13 protein-coding genes and 3 pseudogenes are annotated in these 17,145 nt (G+C 65.0%); 2 read left to right on the top strand and 14 right to left on the bottom strand.

Annotated features, from left to right (window positions below; genetic code table 11):
* Position 1 precedes the first annotated feature (1 nt).
* Positions 2–424, top strand: coding sequence for a DUF6484 domain-containing protein (locus tag AC0V8S_RS32455; protein WP_432421197.1), 423 nt, complete (start codon positions 2–4; stop codon positions 422–424).
* Here the strand turns inward: AC0V8S_RS32455 and AC0V8S_RS32450 are convergent.
* A complete protein-coding gene (locus AC0V8S_RS32450) occupies positions 417–629 on the bottom strand; it encodes a hypothetical protein (protein WP_475435613.1) in 213 nt (70 codons plus the stop codon). The two genes, AC0V8S_RS32455 and AC0V8S_RS32450, sit on opposite strands and share 8 nt — an antisense overlap.
* 39 nt (positions 630–668) lie before the next feature.
* On the opposite strand from AC0V8S_RS32450, the gene AC0V8S_RS32445 reads away from it, so the two are divergent.
* On the top strand, positions 669–1,598 hold the full coding sequence (locus AC0V8S_RS32445; protein WP_475435611.1) for a hypothetical protein: 930 nt from the start codon (positions 669–671) through the stop codon (positions 1,596–1,598).
* A 3-nt stretch (positions 1,599–1,601) separates the two neighbouring features.
* Here AC0V8S_RS32445 and AC0V8S_RS32440 read toward each other — a convergent pair whose 3' ends face one another.
* The 13 genes and pseudogenes from AC0V8S_RS32440 to tssF all read right to left on the bottom strand — a co-directional run bounded on the left by AC0V8S_RS32440 (position 1,602) and on the right by tssF (position 17,144).
* A complete protein-coding gene (locus tag AC0V8S_RS32440) occupies positions 1,602–2,414 on the bottom strand; it encodes a hypothetical protein (protein ID WP_475435610.1) in 813 nt (270 codons plus the stop codon).
* Positions 2,329–3,729: a DUF2169 family type VI secretion system accessory protein gene (locus tag AC0V8S_RS32435; protein WP_475435608.1), complete on the bottom strand. Its 1,401-nt coding sequence runs from the start codon at positions 3,727–3,729 to the stop codon at positions 2,329–2,331. Before AC0V8S_RS32435 ends, AC0V8S_RS32440 begins: the two co-directional genes overlap by 86 nt.
* 3 nt (positions 3,730–3,732) lie before the next feature.
* On the bottom strand, positions 3,733–4,224 hold the full coding sequence (locus tag AC0V8S_RS32430; RefSeq protein ID WP_183456787.1) for a hypothetical protein: 492 nt from the start codon (positions 4,222–4,224) through the stop codon (positions 3,733–3,735).
* 1 nt (position 4,225) lies between these two features.
* Entirely contained in the window at positions 4,226–4,663 is a 438-nt protein-coding gene (locus tag AC0V8S_RS32425) for a hypothetical protein (protein ID WP_183456789.1), read from the bottom strand.
* 12 nt (positions 4,664–4,675) lie between these two features.
* Complete coding sequence (locus AC0V8S_RS32420; protein ID WP_183456791.1) at positions 4,676–5,515, bottom strand: DUF4150 domain-containing protein; 840 nt, start codon at positions 5,513–5,515, stop codon at positions 4,676–4,678.
* 31 nt (positions 5,516–5,546) lie between these two features.
* A complete protein-coding gene (gene tagF, locus AC0V8S_RS32415) occupies positions 5,547–6,086 on the bottom strand; it encodes a type VI secretion system-associated protein TagF (protein WP_475435606.1) in 540 nt (179 codons plus the stop codon).
* Positions 6,068–9,603 (bottom strand): annotated as a pseudogene (gene tssM, locus AC0V8S_RS32410) (type VI secretion system membrane subunit TssM). Before tssM ends, tagF begins: the two are co-directional and overlap by 19 nt.
* 1 nt (position 9,604) lies before the next feature.
* Entirely contained in the window at positions 9,605–10,927 is a 1,323-nt protein-coding gene (gene icmH, locus AC0V8S_RS32405) for a type IVB secretion system protein IcmH/DotU (protein ID WP_475435604.1), read from the bottom strand.
* A gap of 4 nt (positions 10,928–10,931) precedes the next feature.
* Positions 10,932–12,264 (bottom strand): annotated as a pseudogene (gene tssK / locus AC0V8S_RS32400) (type VI secretion system baseplate subunit TssK).
* 38 nt (positions 12,265–12,302) lie between these two features.
* Positions 12,303–12,755, bottom strand: coding sequence for a type VI secretion system lipoprotein TssJ (gene tssJ / locus AC0V8S_RS32395; protein ID WP_183456799.1), 453 nt, complete (start codon positions 12,753–12,755; stop codon positions 12,303–12,305).
* 3 nt (positions 12,756–12,758) lie between these two features.
* A pseudogene (tagH, locus tag AC0V8S_RS32390) lies at positions 12,759–14,224 on the bottom strand (type VI secretion system-associated FHA domain protein TagH).
* On the bottom strand, positions 14,209–15,306 hold the full coding sequence (gene tssG, locus AC0V8S_RS32385; RefSeq protein ID WP_475435601.1) for a type VI secretion system baseplate subunit TssG: 1,098 nt from the start codon (positions 15,304–15,306) through the stop codon (positions 14,209–14,211). The pseudogene tagH and the gene tssG overlap by 16 nt, the downstream one beginning before the upstream one ends.
* Entirely contained in the window at positions 15,270–17,144 is a 1,875-nt protein-coding gene (gene tssF, locus AC0V8S_RS32380; RefSeq protein WP_183456805.1) for a type VI secretion system baseplate subunit TssF, read from the bottom strand. Before tssF ends, tssG begins: the two co-directional genes overlap by 37 nt.
* Between the last annotated feature and the right edge of the window lies 1 nt (position 17,145).

Below are 17,145 nucleotides of genomic sequence, written 5' to 3'. Positions count from 1 at the left end.
CATGAAAGTGCTGGATCGCATCGACGGCGTCGTAATCGGCCTGCTCATCGGTTTTGAGGGCGGAGCGCCGCTGGTGGTCTTCGTCGGCAATCCGCGCGAGACGGCGATTGCCGCGCGCAGCCTGACCGAACTGGATGTTTCGGCGATCGGTTCGGAGCTGGCGCTCCTGTTCGAGGAGGGGGATCCGACGCGACCGCTGGTCGTCGGACGCATCGTCGATCCGGCGCACAAGGAGAGGAAACTGTCGGTTGTGCGCGAAGGCGATCGTATCGTCATCAGCGGCGAAGAACGCATAGAACTGCGCTGCGGTCTGGCGTCGATCATTCTGGAGAAGGACGGCCGCGTGACCATTCGCGGTACCCAGTTGACCAGCCAGGCGAGTGGGACCAACCGTATTCGCGGCGGGGCCGTGCACCTCAACTGAGGCATTGCCGATGCATCGGGTCGCGACGATCGCCGCCATCGTGGATCAGCACGCCGAAGATGCGGCTTTCCTCTGGCTTCGCCGTCGCCGGGAGATCGATGGCCCTATCCTTGATGAGACGGATATCGGCCGGATCGACCAGCGTCTCGAAGCCAATCTCGAAGGGCTCATGGCTGCCGGCAAAGCCGGCTGGGAAGCTGCCCAAGCCAGGTTCACGGACTATGCCGAACCGGGTGAGCTTTTCGTGATTGGCGCACTGGCATTGCGTTGGGGGGATGCCGATCTGATCGAAGTCGCTCTCAACAGTGCCGCGACGCTGGGCGAGCATGGTTTGTCGAGCCTTTCCGCCGCGATCGCGCGCACGCCGCGTGAAAACCTGCGGCCGCTGGTGGCGAAATGGCTGGACAGCCGGGATGCACTGCAGTGCTGCCTCGGCCTATCGGCGCTCTGGCACCATCGCGTGGATCCGGGGCCGCGTCTTCCCGACCTGGCGAACCATTCCGACGCAAAGGTACGCAGCCGCGCTGTCAGGCTCGCCGGCGCCATCAAGCGCCGCGACGTCCTGCCGTCCGTGCTGACCGGCCTTGACGGAGAGACGCCGAAGGAACGCTTGACGGCGGCCTTGGCCGCTTGCCTGCTTGGCGAAACGCGGTCCGCCCATCCCGTCATCGACAAGATCGTGCTGACGGAACCGGGGCTTGCGGCGGCGGCGATCGAAATCCGCCTGCTGACGAGTGCGGCGAAGGCCGGCAAGGGCTGGCTGCAGAAGCACCTGGAGCAGCCCGCGCTTCGCGGCGTGGCGACAGCGTCGGTAGGCCTGTTTGGCGATCGCGCGGTGATGCCCTGGCTGATCGAAAAAATGCGCGAGCCGGAACTTGTCGTTGCCGCCGGTGCGGCATTTCGCGACCTGTTCGAGGTTGATTTCGGCGACACTGACCTTTTTGTCGTCGACCCGGCTTTGCTCGGCAAGGATTTCGCCCATCTGGACGACGCCGCGCTCCCGGTGGCCGACAAGGTCAAGGCATGGTGGGACGAGGGACGCGGTGGGCGCGATCATCGACCTTTCCGGTCGATGCGCCTGTTGCGGCTCAACGCGTTGCGCGCGGCACTGGCCACAGCTGACACGCCGCTTGCCGATTGGCGCGTCACCCGCCGCTTTCCAGCCTGGATGTGAGTTTCAGCGCCGGGTCATCCGGGCCATCACCGCCGCGGCGCGCAGGCCGTTCTCCGAGGCGAGTTCGCAGACGGCGGTCTTTCCGGGCGCGTAGTCATTGAGGAAACTGTCGGCAGCCAGCATCAGCGCAAGCGCCCCGCCGGCAGCGCCGATGTCGCCGATGGTCATGGCGGGGAAAGCGGTGGGCAGCGTCTCGCGGCGCGTGCGGTAGAAGCGTGGCCGCGTGATCAACTGCTCCCAACCGCTGTAGCGCTCGCCATTGCTGTTGCTGATGACAAAATCGATGTCGGGCTCTGATGGGCCCGATCCGGTCACGGCATCGCGCAAGGCGCCGAGCAAGGCGCGACCCTGACTGTAGCGTTCGGAAAGAACGCTGTCTGTTTCTTGGGCCAGGCCCACGCCGTGGATGGCGGCATGGACGGGCGCATTTCCTTCCGGGCTGCGCGTCAGCCGGACGAAGGCCGCCGCCTCGCCCGGAACAAGGCCTTGTGCGTTGTCTTCTCCCTTGAGGCGCCCAGCCTGCCCCAGTCGAGCGAAATCCGTGTCGTTGACGAGACTGTCGACCCCACCGAGCAGAACCTGCTCGACGCCTTGCTGCTCCATCATTTCCAATGCGCGTTCGAGCAGGCCAATGCTTGCGGCCGCGCCGCCGTCGGTTGCCCGTGATGCCGGGTGGAATTTATGTCCGGTCGCCGACATCACCGCCGCCAAGAAAGCCGACGGGGCAATGTCACCATAGGCCGGGTGATTGCGAAAGCTTTCGGGTGGTGTCAGCAAAATAGCGGTCCCCTCGGATGCGATCTTGCCGCTTTGCAACGCTTCGCCGATGGCTCTTGCGGCCATATTGACCAGCCAGACGCCATTGCTTGGACGCAAGCGCCGGTGGGAGGGAATGCGTGCGACGATCTGAGTGGCGCCGAGCGGGTCGGCTAGCACCGTCTCCTCGAAGGCGGAGAGGCTCGCGCGAATTGCTGCAATGGTCTGCCGCGCGTTTAACCCTGCCGCGGTGACCGCACCGGCGCCTGCGACATAGAGCGGCCGCTTCATGGCTGCCAGACCGGCTGATCGCGCAGCGTGCCGTCGCCGCCGAGGGGAGAAGATACTCTTTGCGCTTACGTCGTGCCAAAAGCAGTGCTGGCGTGACATGGCCGAAAACAATCTCACGCAACGCCGGGGCGTTGCGGCGCGTCACGAAGGACAGGCGTGCCTTCAGCGTCACGCGCCAAAGGTCCGGCTCGATGATTACAGTGTCCGGCGCAAAGGCGTGTACCACTACCCTGTCGTCATAAATCAACCTCACCGGTGCCGTGATCCGCGGCAGTCGGAAGCTCCAGCGTCCCGTCGGTGTGAGGCCGACGAGCGACACTTCCTCACCACCGGTAAGCCGCGGCAACTGTTGATCTGCCGGTGCGCAAAGGTGGTGTCGCGGATCGAAATCCTTTGGCGGCAACGGCCATTGCGTGTCGACCCAGTTCTGATCATAGGTGCCCGCAAAGCCGAGCCGCGGCTGCCAGCCACGGCCCAGTGCTGCAAATCCTGCCGGCCTTGGCCGGTCGGCAGGGCTCAAGACCGGCTCGCCTGGATAAGTGATGTTCGGCGCCTGTGTCCTGACGGCAGGATCCGCCGAAGCGGCATGATGGAACCCGACGCCGACCGGATTGCGTGGTTCGACTCTCCCATCCTGCGTCGTGCCGCCATAGGCGCGCTCGTAGACGATCGGCATCGTCCTGAAAGGATGCGGCGCGCTGTAGCTGCCGGCATCGTAGATGCGATCGCCGGCGACGTTCAGCACTTTGCGCACATTGCCTATGCTCAGACCCACTTGCATCTCGCGCACCGGTCTGCCGTTTGTGGCATAGGCCGTTGCGTTGACGATCACTTCCGCGGCGGGCTTCACCGGGGCGATGTCTGCCTCGTATCTGTTGGAGGACAGGGTCGGGTTGCCGAACGGAACGTCACCGAACGTGACCGGCAACTGCTCGTCGGCCGGTCGCAGTGCGCCGTTTGACTCTGGCGACTCGAAGCTCGCCGAGAGCATGGCCACAAGCACTTCCTGACCGTCCGCATTCAACTGCACGTGGGTCGCGGCAGCAAAGGGTGTGCGGTTTTCGAGCCAGACGTCAAAGGCCATGACTCAGCTCCAGTTACCGTTCTCGTCGAGCCCGATCGGCCAGTACGGCATGCAGGTGAGCAGGCGTACATAGTCCTTGAGGCCTCCTTCGACCAGCCAGCCCAGCATGGCGACTTGCGGTGGAACGCGGTCGCCCGGCGGAAGGGTTCGGTTCAGTTCGTCGAACGACAGCCAGTACGTGCGAAAGAACCAGACAACCTCGGACGCGGAGGCGGGTCCGGCAAGTCGCTTGTCATAGGCCAGATCAATCGCTTCCGATCTTTTGTAGCCGTCCGAGACGAAGGCTTCGACGCAATCTTGCCACCACGCATCGCCAATCTCGTATGTCGTCGCAAAGTCCGCGACATATTGGGCATAGAGGCGTTTGTGCGCGTCGGTTGCATCGGCGAGCGGTCTTTCCCGGCCTTGATCGGGAATTTCTCCGTAAAGATCGGTTGGCGCACCCAGCAATTGGCGCACGGCTTTCTCGACATTGTGCACGATCTTGAAGGCCATCTCAGCAGAACTCCTCGTCGGGAGATTGACCGATGGGTACGAAAACAAGGCCCCTGACCAGTTCATAGACATCGGGTGCGACGTTGGGCAGATCATCGACCAGCAGGTCAATCGGAAGCTGGAAATCGACCTCCTCGGTCTCTCCATCCGTCCCCCAGTCGCTTTCCTTTGTCTCGCCGCCGCGGGGGGGCTCGCGGCTTTCGTTATCGAGATTCAGGGTATCGATCTCGAGGAAGTACTTGCGAAAGACATGGAGAACCCGAGGGTGAGCAGTCGGTCCGGCCGGCCACCGAGCTTCGAAATCATTCTGTGGAACCGAACCGACAAGCTCGGACGGATCACGAACAGCGTGGGCCTTCCACCAGGCCATGACCGCGGGCAGGATCGTACGCATTTCAGCGAGGTATCGCGCCTGAATCTCCTTGTAGCGTTTATCCATCTCCATTCCCCTCTAGGAGCGCCCGGCTCTGATGCTGGCGCCAATCTTGGAGACCTTTGTGCCTTGTGTGTTGGAGTGCGCGCGACAATGCGGCCTCACCATCTCAGGCTTGCTCATGAGTTCCTTGAACGCGTCAGGCGACGGTTTGAGATGGCAGCCGCCGAGTTCCCATGCACGGTTCAGAGGCGGCTGATGATCCGGTGTCATTTTCTTTCGATCACGGTTTTTGTAGCGTTTTTTCCCACCGGAATCGGCCTTGCCGTAGTCCTCCTCGCGCATCCATTTGCCGCCTGGTGTCTTGGCCCGCTTTCCTGCACGGATCTGTTTTGCGCACTCCCAGCACTGCTTGCCGTAAACCTCGTCCTTCTGGGGTTGTTTGATGCTCGGGCGGTGCTTGTCGCTGTCGTAGGGCGTCTTGCATTTGCTCTTGCGATAATCGCTGCCAAGCGCCGCTTTCAGGATCACAAGCGCGCCGGGTGCGGTGCAGTTCGGCGGTCTGCTGGCTTCATTCTGGAGTAGCGGATCGCCATGGCGACAGACGCCCTTGCCTTCGACTTTCACCGTGAAGGACCAGAGCGTGAAGTTGCCCTTGCCCTTGGTCTTGTGCGTTATGACCCCACCGCCTTGCGTGCCTGGCTCATTGCCCGTGCTTGTCGCGATCTCCGAAACGTCCTCCAGGCACGTCGGATTGCCGTCGGCCTTGACGCTCTTGCTGCCCTTTGTCAGATCGCTGGCGAACAGCATGTTGACATAGGGGACGGGCAGGGGGCCTGCCGGGGGTGGCGGCGGTGTCAAACAAACGTCACCCGGCGCGATGCCCTTGCCGTCACTGCCCTTGTGGAACCATCCCATTTTCTCGGCGAATACGGTGCATCCCATTGGCTTAGAATTCCACCGTTTCGGCCGGTGCCGCGCGCATCGCCGGCAAGGCATTGGCAGCGAGATCCTGGATGTCGGCGAAACTGAACTCTTTGACCTGCCAATCATCACTCCAAAATGCAATTCGTGGCGGATCACCAGCCGAGCCGGGAGGAGGTAAATCCTGCAGTTGCTCGGCCAATCTTGTTTGCGGCCAATAGTCGCCGACACAACTCTGGATGAGCGCCACGACGGCGTCGAACCACGGATCGAGGGGCTCCGGCGGTGGGCCCAACCGCACGATGGCGAATGGATAGCGCCGGCCGACGCGATCCTCGCTCATCCGCCACACGCCGGCGCAGGGCTGGTCGCCGAAAATGCCAGCCTGGATGATGAAGCGCCATGCGCGGGTGTCGAGGTCTCCCTCGTCGGGCCGCGCCAGCAATTCCATCGACATCCAGCGGTCCCAGCGGTCGATGAAAGTCCGCGGCAGGTTGGCGGCGACGAAATCTCCGGTCGCCGGGATCTTGCCGAAGAATCCGGTGTTCATATCTGCGGCGGACATGAGAATTTCTTGAACATCTCCAGATTGTAGGGGTTCTCGACGCTGGCCGCCTTGAGCTCGAAATCGGCATACATGCCTTTCGTGCCCAGGCGCAGGCTGTAGACATCGGAGAGCGACGTGCCGGCGAAACGGCCGCTGCGCAGCATCCTCAGCCAGGCCCAGCTGCCGGTCTCGTTGAGCATGATTTCGGGCGATCCGTCGATGGGCTGGAACGCGAGCGAAATGACCCCGGTGCCGTCCTTGCCGGGCCAGGTCATCGGTTGCGGCCGCGTCGCGTTGTTGTAGTAGACCAGCGTCTGGCCATCGAGATTGAGCGTGACGCGCGTGACGTTGGGAGACAGGTCCTTTGGTTCGAGCGTGAAGCTCATCACCGGTCCCGTCCCTCCGGGAAAGAGATCGTCGCGGATATGCCTGGCCTGCTCGAACGCCGCCAGCGCCGAAGGATCGAGGCCGAAATCGGCGCGCCATTTCCATGGCTGGCTGGTGGTGTCGACATAGTTGATCAGGTGGTCGTTGATGAAGCCGTCGATCAGCCCGGCCGGCCCGAACAGGCGGGCGAAATCGCGCACGTTGACGTCGACCGCGCTGTCGGCGCTGAACGGGTAGCGGTTGTCCAAAGCGGCCTGGCAGAACGGCAGTATGTCCGCCCGCCAGATAGCGTTGAGCTCCGAAGTGACCGCTTTCTGCGTCAAATTGCTGGTGTCGCCGGCAATGCCGCCGAGCCAGGCGTTGATAGGGTCGGGCAAGATCTGCGCTTGCCTCGCGACCGCGCCGGTCAGCTCGGCAAGGCCACCCTGCTTCTTGATGGCATCCTGCGGATTGGGGTTGGCGGTGACCGTCTGCAGGACGTTCGACAGCGCGGTCAGCGCGACGACGGCGGCATCGAGTGCCGGCGGCTGGCCGTCGACCTCGGCGATGGTGCTCTTCAGCGGCTTGAAATGTTCGGCCACCAGATTGCCGGTCAGGTCCACCTCTGTGGCGGACCCGGCACGGGGCAGCAGTTTCGCCCCGCTTGTCGCCAGCTTGCCGAGTTTTCCCAACTTGCCGAGCAGTTTGGAGGCGCCCTTGGCTGCCGCCTTGTCGTCAGCAGGCGCCTCGTCGGAACGCGTCAGTTCGGTCTCCTGGACGATCGCCGTCAGCAGCCGTTTCAGGGCTGAATCGGCACTCGAGAGATCCTTCAGGTTTTCGCTGGCGACATTGAGATCGGTCAACGGCGCGAGCCGCATGTCGCGCAGGAAGCTGTCCCATTGCGCGATGTAGTCGTCATAGTAGAGCTTCAGGATGTCCTCGGACAGCGCCGAAACCGAGGTTTCGGAATTCTCCGAGCAGCCGCCGGCGAAAACCGCGCGGTCGAGCGCCGCCTGGGCGGCGACATCGTCGACGCGGTCGAGGATGGCGTCGTGGAAGCCGGCATAGGTGAAGGCCCCGGCAATGCCGACGCGAAGTGTCTTGTCGGAACGCCGCGCAAACACCTTGCCGCCATTGGGGCCGGCGAAATTGGCAGGGATCCACTCCTTGAGCCCGGCCACCTCCGGATCGGCCAGCAACTGCTTGTAGGCACGCGCCGGCAACGAGATCGTGCACACCGTTTTCAGCGCTTCGGCGACCAGGGCCTGGTCGGGCGCGACATAGCTTTCGTCGACCGCCATGCGGCGAATGGCGGCAAGCTGATGCTCTTCGGCATCGGCGGTCGGGAATGGTGCCGCGGCCGCGAATTCGGGCAGGCTGTTCACCCACCAGTTCTGGGCGAAATCGGGATCCATCTGCGACAGGCCCGTCATCATGCGATAGGTCTTGAGCGCGCCGAGCATGAAATCCGGATCGCGGATCTGCCGCCACATGGTCGCCTCGAGCAGCGCGACCATACGCGGCTCGAGCACGTTGCGCAGGGCGTGGTCGTACGTGTCGGTCTGCGCCCGCACCAGTTCCGCCGAGGCCGATGGGCCCAGCAGATCCTGGGCGCTGCCCGGCGGTGCTGTGCGGGCGTTTGCGACGGTGTCCATTGCCTCGAGCGCACTGTCGATGGCGGGCTGCTGCACCGATGCCGGGTTTGCGGCAACGGAAGTCAGCGGCGTCTGCAGCGCCTCGAACTGGCTTGCCTGGGCCGTGATCGCGTTGCGGTTGTCGAAATAGGACCAGGTGAACAGCCCGCCGGCCAGCAGGGCGGCCGCTGCACATGCGGTCGCTGCACCGCGCCAGATCCACGCGCGGCGGCGCTGCGCCAGCGGATCGAACGTGCCGAGGCCGGCCTCTTTGAAGATGACGTCGGTGAGCAGGTTCTTCAGGAAGAAGCTGCGCTTCTCGACCCTTGGCGCTGGCAGGACCCGCCGTGGCGGCAGGCCGAAGGACGACGACAGTGCTGCGGTCAGCCGGTCGATGGGCGCCCCTTCCTGCGTCGCCGATGTCAGATAGAGGCCGCGCAGCCATGCGGCCTCTTCATAGCGGCTCTCGCCGAACATCGCCTCGACCAGAACCTGGATCGGTTCGGACAGGCTGGACAGCTGGGCGGGAACCTGAAGATATCGGCACGGGCGGCGAGCTTGTCCTCATCCTCCAGGCGCGGCACCAGCCGCCGCTCCAGTTCCGTCGCCAGTGTCGAAATCTCGCGTTCGATGGTCTTGGCATCGACGCGCGCATCCAGCGCGAAGGTCGTTCCCCAGACCTGCTCGCGCGAGGCGGTCGACAGGCCGCCGAAGAACGCTTCGAAACCCTTGATCAGGTCGGCCTTGGTCAGCATCAGATAGACCGGGAGGCGGATTTCCAGCCGGTCGTTGAGCTCGGCCAGCCGGCGGCGGATCTTGCGGCCGTGCGCCTTGATCGCTTCGTCGCCCTCCGAAAGCACGTCGATCGACAGCGCGACGATCACGCCGTTGAGCGCGCGCCGGCCGCGATGCTTCTTCAGAAGGTCGAGGAAGCCCAGCCATTCCGCCGCGTCGACATCGGGCTGGCTCTCCTGCTGGACATAGCGGCCGGCGGTGTCGATCAGAACCGCGTTCTCGGAAAAGAACCAGTCGCAGTTGCGCGTGCCGCCGACCCCTTGCAGATCGTCGGTGAGGTCGATCGGAAAATTCAGTCCGGACTGCCGCAAGGCCGTGGTCTTGCCGGTGGCCGGCGGCCCGACGATCACATACCATGGCATCTCGCGCAGGAATTTGCGTCCGCCGAGTTTGCGGCGTTTCAGTTCGGCCATCACCTCGGCGAATTTGGCGCCCACGGCGGCGACGTTCTCTTCGCCGGGCCCGAGGGGCTTCTCCGCAACCGGCGCGGCGATCTCGGCGACGAACATGCGGTTGGCGCGGATGGCCCGGCGCTGCGCGACGATCAGCCAGATCAACCACAGGATGATCAGCCCCGCGATCATGGCAATGCGCACATTGTCGGAATCGAAAGGCGAATAGGGACCGACCCTGACGATCGGACCGAATACCCAGATGACCAGGGAAAGCAGCGTGATGCCGATCAGCGTCCACAGCCAGCGCGATGTCAGGACCGCCCAGAGGAAGCGCAGGATGAACATCTCACAGCCTCTTTTCGACGAGCACCTCGACGCGGCGGTTCAAGGCTCGCCCCTCGCGCGTGCTGTCGCTGGCCACTGGATCGGTGGCCGCGCGGCCCTCGGAATGAACGCGGTCCTGCGGCACCCCGTTCTGGACCAGCATGTCGGCGATCGTCTGCGCGCGCGCCTCCGACAGCCGCTGGTTGGTCGACAGCGGATTGGTCTTTTGCAGGGGAACGCCGTCCGTATGACCGATCACCGTGATGTTGCCGATCAGCTCCTGATTGGCGAGGATCACCTTGGCGATCGAAGCGATCAGCGGCTCGAAGCCGTCGGTCAGTTGTGGCCGCGACGACTGGAACAGTTCGGGGTTGGAGGCCTGGATGACCAGCTTGGCCAGCGAAACGCTCTCGGTGCCGCTGAGCGCGGATTTGAGGCCGGCGGGCGCACCAGCCTGGAATTCGGGCAACAGCGCAAAATCCACTTTCTCCGGCGGCGGGGCGTCGACCTTGGGCGACGTCCGGCTGATATCGCCGCGTTCAGCCGGCGGCAGTGCGCGCACAAGGGCTGATAGTTCGACCGCCTGGCTGCTCAGCCCCATCGACAGCCCGACATGGATGGCGGTGGCGATGACCGCCGCACCGAGCGCCATGACCCAGATCGGCACGATGAAGCGCTGCGGCTCGTCGGAGGCGATCACGCCCTTCCAGTTGGGCGACAGCGGCGCGCCTTCTGCGTCGGCATCGCGCAGGAAGCGTGCCGCCGCCACGCGAACGGCGTTGAGCGACCGGTCGCCCGACCGGCCGGGCACGCGGTATTTGCCGCGGAAGCCGAGCGCCATGCAATCATACTGCAACTCCAGCAATTCGCGGTCGCGGTTGGGATGGCGTTCCAACTCGTCGAGACGCGTGAAGAACTGCGTGCCGGCATCGACATCGCCGCGCAGCATCACCACCAGCGGCTGCCGCGGCCAGGCGCTGGCCCCGCCCCAAGGCGTGTTCAGGGCGAGGTCGTCGAGCAACGCCGCCACCACCCAGGCCGCCTGGTCGGCCCGCTCCATCGAGGATCCCGTCGCCATTGCCGTGTCGCGTGCCCGAACCAGTTCTTCGAGCAGACGGGTGCGCAGGGCTTCCGGGTTCTCCGGCGCCAGCGCGCTTTCAAGCTCGGGCGCGAACTCGAGCAGGGGCGCGAATGCGTTGACGAGCGCGTTCGGGTGCGTGCGCGACCGCTTGACCGCCGCGCCCGGCAGGAGCGGCGCCATCGGGCGCGGCGTCGGCGCGCCGGTCAATCGTATGCGGGTGCGTTCGCGATCCTCCGACAGTCCGAAAGGATCATCGCGGCTCATCATCTCACCTGTTCACCGAGTAGCAGTCCACCTGCGGCTCGCTTGGCAACACGCCCGAAACGCCGATGACGAAGCCGGGGCATCGAGCAGCGACGCCCAGTGCTCGCTTTTCTGGTCCAGTTCGAGGCACAGCCGATCGCCGTCGTAAGGGATCTCGCGCGGCTGGGAATGAAGCGGTTTCAGCGGAATGCCCGGCAGACGCGATTTCCACAGGCCCTCGAACTGGTCGGCCGAACCGACAGTCGCCTGGTTGACGAAGATCTTGCGCAGCGCGTCTTCCGACAGCTCCGAACCGACCCGGATGACGATGCGGCTGGCGACCAGCAGCTTCGGATTGTCGATGCGGATCTTCCAGACATTGGTCGAATGCCGCATGACCGGCAGCGCCCGCGATTTCGGTTCGATGTAGCGCAGGCTGAGGATGAGCGAGCGCAGCGCATCCGCCAGCGCCATGTAGGCAGGCCCGGGCGCCATGTGATCGTAAGCCGGCAACTCGCCCAGCCGTCGCGCGCTCGATCCATAGGTTGCCATCGAACCGGCGAGCCCGGCAAGTTCCAGGTAAAGCTCGGCCGGATGGAAGACATCCTGCGCCAGCATATGGGCCAGCCGCGGCCGCGCCGCATTGGCGAGATTGAGCATCAGCAGGTCTTCGACGCTGCGCCCAGGTCCGCCCATGACCATCTTGCCGTGCGCCTCGGCGATCTGGTCGAGGCCGGTGACAACTTCCTGGAGCAATTGCCGGTACCAGGCCACCGCGCCGGTCACCAGTGTCGGCGGCAGGAAGGCCTCGTCCAGCGAGACGCCGCCATCGGCTCGAATCCCCTTGAGGTCGGCGATCGGCAAGGCCGTGTAGCCGCCGACCGACCTGCTGGGCGCAAGCAGCAGCGCCTGCGGACGGGCAATTTCGATTTCTTCAGGATCCGAGCCGCCCTGGACGGCGTCACGCACCGAAACGATCCGCCCATGATAGCGTGCTCCCGAGGCGGCGGCGTGTGCCGGATCGAAGCCGACACCACCGGGAGGTTCCAGCGGCAACGCGACCAGCACCGGTCCGGCACCGTGTCCGGGGTGACCGGCAATGGTCGCGGCGCGTCCATCATGTCGGGAATGGAGAAGGGCGTTCCGTCCGGAAAAATGCCCCGTGCCGACAGGATCGAAATCTGGCCGGCCTCCAGCAACGCCTGGTCCAGCGTCAGCTGTTGAAAGCCGAACGTATGCAACTGCCCGGCCTGCAACGCGCCGCGCACTGTCGCTTCGAAAAAGCGATCCTGCTGCTGGAAATGCTGGGTCCGCAGGAAAAGGCCTTCGGACCACAGCACCCTGTTTGCTTCGCTCATGCCGCTACTCTCTGCATCGAGCTCCCTTGCTTTGGCCGCTAGGCGGAAATGCCACCGCTGCCAACCGTGACGTTGATCGTGAATTTCGATCCCGCCGACACCGACTTGGTCGTCCGCCAGTTCTTGCCGGTAGGCTCGCGGATCAGGGCCACGAAGCCCAGCGCCGTCGCGTCCGGCTCGACGGTGATGGTCTTGGACGCGGATTTTCCCGGCCCGACAGCGATCTGGTCGGATCCGATGAGATCGCCGCCCAGCGCGGAGCCGGCATCGCCCTGCAGCGCGAAGTAGTCGGCGGAATTGAATTTGCCGGTACTGCGCAGCCGCATGACGAGAACTGTCACCGGCCGGTCGCCGCCGCCCGGTCCCGGGTTCATGCCGGCCCCGCCGGTCACGTTGACGGTGATCACCGAAGGTTTCGGCGGGCCGCTCTGGCAAGCCGCAAGCAGCCCGGTCGCGCCCAGGGCAACGATGAATTCGCGTCGGTCGATCATGTTTCACTCCTCCTCATATGCGTCCCGAAAATCGGCGCCGATCTCGCCAAGGAAGCTTTTCTCGGCACTCTCGGCGATTTCACGATGGCGTTTCTGGTAGAGCTCCCACAGCTTGGCGCCGCGCCCGCCCGAAAGCAGGGTGCCGATCGCCGAATTCGATTTCAGCTCTTCCTCGATCGCTGCCGGGTCAAAACGGTCGACCATCCGGCGCAAGGCGGCCTGCACGCCGCGCCAGGCGCGCACGTGATGCTGCGCAAGATCGCGAACCGCGTCGGCGATAGCCGCCTCGCCGGTGAGAAATCCGGGGCTGCGCTCGGCGAGAAGCGTGACGATGGCGTCGTCGACCGTCGGCAGAAACTTGAGCGGATTGACTTCGGAAGCCCCGACCACGGTCTGGGCGACGCGGGCATTTCCCTTTTCCTCGGCCCGCTTGCGCAGAAGCTGCATCAGGCCTTCCATCATCAACCGGTATTCGCGGCCGAACTTCTCCATTTCCGCGACGCTGTCGCGCCCCGGGAAATCGGCTTCCTCGACGCCCATGCCACGCAGGAATGCGGAGCGAAGCGCCATGTCGCCCGGCTGCGGTGCTACCGGCGGGCGGGCTGGCGTGGCTGCGGCACCTGTGCGGACTGGAGGAGGGGCGTCAGCTGCCTGCACAGGCGGATCCCAGGGATTGGCGGGTCGTTGGGCGACGCGCTCACGCTGTCCGGCCTGGCCGACACCGTTTGCCGAACCGGCTGTGGCGGCTGGCCCGAAAGCAAAATCATCACTGAAATCGGACGGCTTTCCCGGAGCGAGTTGGGCACCGCGGCCGAGGGACGGCGCAGGGTCGAGGCTGAATGGGTCCGTCTGGCTCGCCGCGCCGCCGGGTTCGCGGTAAGCGGCGGCGTCTTTCGACACAGGCGTCGAAACCGGGTCGAGGCTGAACGGGTCATCGAAGGCAGGCGAGCTGCGCTGGCTGGAGGCGGCACGTTCGAACGCGCCCGCAACCGGCTGCTCGAACGGGTTCGGCAGATCGGCCGGCCGTGGCCGTCGCGGCTCTTCCTCGATCTTGGCGGAAAGAAGTCGTCACTGCCGATGTTCAGCGGCGCCCGCGATCCCGGCGGCAGGCGTTCCGGAACCGGCTGGCTGGCTGGCTGTGCCTGGGCGGTTGGCGTCTGCAGGTCGACATGGACGACATAGTCGCCAAGCCTCAGCCGCATGCCGCTTTGAAGGCGCGTCGACTGGCCGGCACCAAGCGGGCTGTCGGAGTCGTTTATGTACAGCCCGCTGCTCGACGTGTCGGTGACGAAATAGCCGTCTCGCCCGCCCGTGATCCTGCAATGGGCGCGGGAAACGAACATGTCGGGATCGTTGATCTGCCAGCCTGCGTCCGCGCTGCGGCCGATCACCAGCTCGCCCTCGTCCAGCCGGGTCTGCCGTACCGCCTGGGTGCGTGGCCCTTGCTCCAGCGTCAGCAGCAGGCTGATGCCGCGACCCCCGCCATTTCCGGCCGCCATCCGACAATTGTCCGCAGCCGCAGATCGTCAGCATCGCCCCTTTCGGCGGGCCGCGCAAGCCAGGCGGTCCGGCCGAGTTGGACCGCTCCGATACGGGGCGGCGGCACGGCTTCACGCGCCAGCACGATGCGCAGGTCGACGTCGAGTGATTCCCCGACCATGTCGCGGACGGCCTGCTTGAACAGCTTGAGGCGCGAGCCGCCCGGCAGGAACGCCTTGAACTCCTCGAAACCGAGAGGGCCGACGCGCAGTTCGATCCTGCTTTGGCGGCTGAAAACGCGCGGGCCGATCGTCGCCCCTTTGCCCAGTCCCGCATAGGCTTTGGCGAGGCGGGTCTGCAGCCCGGTTGGTATGGTTATCCAGGCGGCGATGAACTCCTTGATTTGAACCGGCACCTTGAACGCTTCCGCCAGGAACAGCGTCAGCCGTTCGGGGCCGTCGACCTGACTGGCGAGCGACGCGGCCTGGCGGAGCTTGACGGTGTCGAGATCGGGATTTTGGGTGCCGGGAAGTCCGATCCCCGCCATCGCTTCAAGCATGGCGCGAACGCGGCCACCGACCGCGCGCTCGACCTGGACCGCCGGATGCGCGTCGGCCCAGGCCCGGTAGTAGAGGGCAATCATGCGGTGCTGCAGGATGTTGACGAAATCCACGAATGTCGTGTCGCTGGTCTGCTGCGCGTCGGCGCCGGCGAACCAGCGCTGCGACAGGCGGTCGAGCACCCAGCGCGTCAGATGCAGCGGCATTGGGCCCTCAGGCCCCAACAGGCCGAGATTTGCGACCGTGACCCGGGCCGGCGCCTTGTCGCTGGCTTCGCGGAACTGCACCAGGTCGCGCGCGGAAAAGGCCAGCCGCACATGTTGGCCGAGCCTTGCCGGCTCGCGGTCGGGGCGTCCGGAATGGCCGAACAGGCCGCCCCGTTGTTCGAGACGGCGCAGCAGTTCGAAAAAGTCGAACGCTTCGGAGGGAGCTTCGGCCCAGTCCGGGCCGATCTTGTCCAGATCAGGTATCCTGTCTAGATCAGGTAGCGATTGCCGGGCGTCATCGGCCATGGCACATCCTCCTGCTTCTGCAGCAGCCGCGTGCGGGTCCGCACGAAGCCGTTTATTCCGGCATGACGGGCAAACAGCCGCGCCAGCAAGGCCGAAAGCAGCAAGGTGCTTTGCCCGGCCAGCACTGACTGATCGACATGCAGCGTCACTTCCGTGCCACGCCCGAAACACATCGGCCCGTCGATCTGCAGCCGTTCGATCACCGAGCGCGAGTCGATGCGCACGATCGAATGCACGTTGCGGGCAAGGCTCGGATCGCCGCGGTCGGCGTACAGATCGAGCAGCGCATGCAGGGGGTCGACACCGCGGCCTTCCTTGGCGAGGCTCAAGAAATTGAGCGCCAGCTGCGCCACCATTCGCCAGGCGAGATCGTCGGCCCGGGATTCGCCATTGGCCCCGGCGGGCAGCGCCGCGGGGATGGCCGGCTGCGGCGGACGCAACGCACCGAGCAGCCGAACGGATTCGACCGGGTCACCGGCCTCGAGCGTCAAGGTCGGATTGTCATCAAGGATCGGCAGGTCGCGGTTGGTGCAAAGCGCCATGATGTCGAGACGCTTCAACGGCCGGTTCGCGGGACTTGCGAGCGGTCTGGATACGGCCAGGAAAACATCATCCCCGGTGTATGATGTGCGGGTCAGGCCGTCGCGCCGTTCATCCTCCGTTGCCCGCCTTGGGCGCCGTTCTGTCGAATAGACCCAGCCGCTGCCACGGTTCTGCCCGAGGCTGAACAGCTCCGGTATCTCCGCGTCGCTGCCTTCACTGTCGGCATCCTCGACGCGCAGGACACGATAGATCTCGAAGTCGCGCGCCCGCGTCCGGTCAGCGTGCAGCACCTGCCGCGTCTTGCGCTGATCGAGCTCGACGACGTTGCACTCACGCTCGAACAGATTGATGATCGGCGTCGCGAAAAGTTCGAAATCCGCTGGCGTCAGGTCGGCGAGTTCGGGCACCGGGCGGCGGAACAGGAGGATGATCTCCAGTCCGGCCTCGCATTGGCGCACCACCGGCTGCAGCCCCAGAACCCGCACATAGTGAAAGCGCTCCGGCATGATGAAATATTCGCGCAGCAGGCGGTACCCTTCGAATGTCGGGCGGGTACGTGGCATCAAGGCCTCGTCGTCGCTGATGCCGACCATTTCGGGCGCCGGCAAGGGCGACAGCCGATTGGTCTTGCCTTCCGGTCGTGCGCCGACAGCCACGCAGGCGCCGAAAATCGCGTCGAACAGAAGCGGTGCCTTGGTGCGTCCGGCAAAATAGAGGTCGAGTTGGTCGAGCGCCAATTCGTCGAGTTTGCCTTTTCCAGTCCGCGTCACCGCCAGACGCAGTGCCGCCTCGCCGCCGGTGCCGCCGATCGGCCCTATGCCGGCCGCGGCCAGCGCACTGCGATCCTGAAAATAGCTGACTGAGGTGATGGCTATCGGCCACAGGGTCATGTCCTGCGCGGTGGAGAAGGTGCAGCGCGTCGACAGGCCGGGCTGCAGGCTGGAGACCAGCCGCGTGTTGCGCTTGACGACATGGCCGGCGGGCATGGTCTGCACCTGCTGGCCGGGTTTCAGCACGGCCATCGCCGTCGCGGGCGCCGGCGTGACCAGATCGGGGTAGAGGACTTCGAGCACGCTGCGCGAAAATCGCGAGCGCTCGGCGTCGACTTTCAGCCGGGTGCGCGCGGCGAGGAAGGCGACACCGTCCAGCAGCCGTTCGACATAAGGATCCGGGCAGGGCACCGTATCGAGGGAAAGGTTGCGCGCCACCGCCGGATGCATGTCGGCGAATTCCGCCGCAAGGCCGCGGATGTGGGTCAGTTCCTCCTCGTAATATTCGACGAAGACGCGATCCATC

Source organism: Mesorhizobium oxytropidicola, from assembly GCF_056174625.1.
Note: the sequence above shows the minus strand (reverse complement) of the source record. Positions and strands in the feature narration are given on the sequence as shown.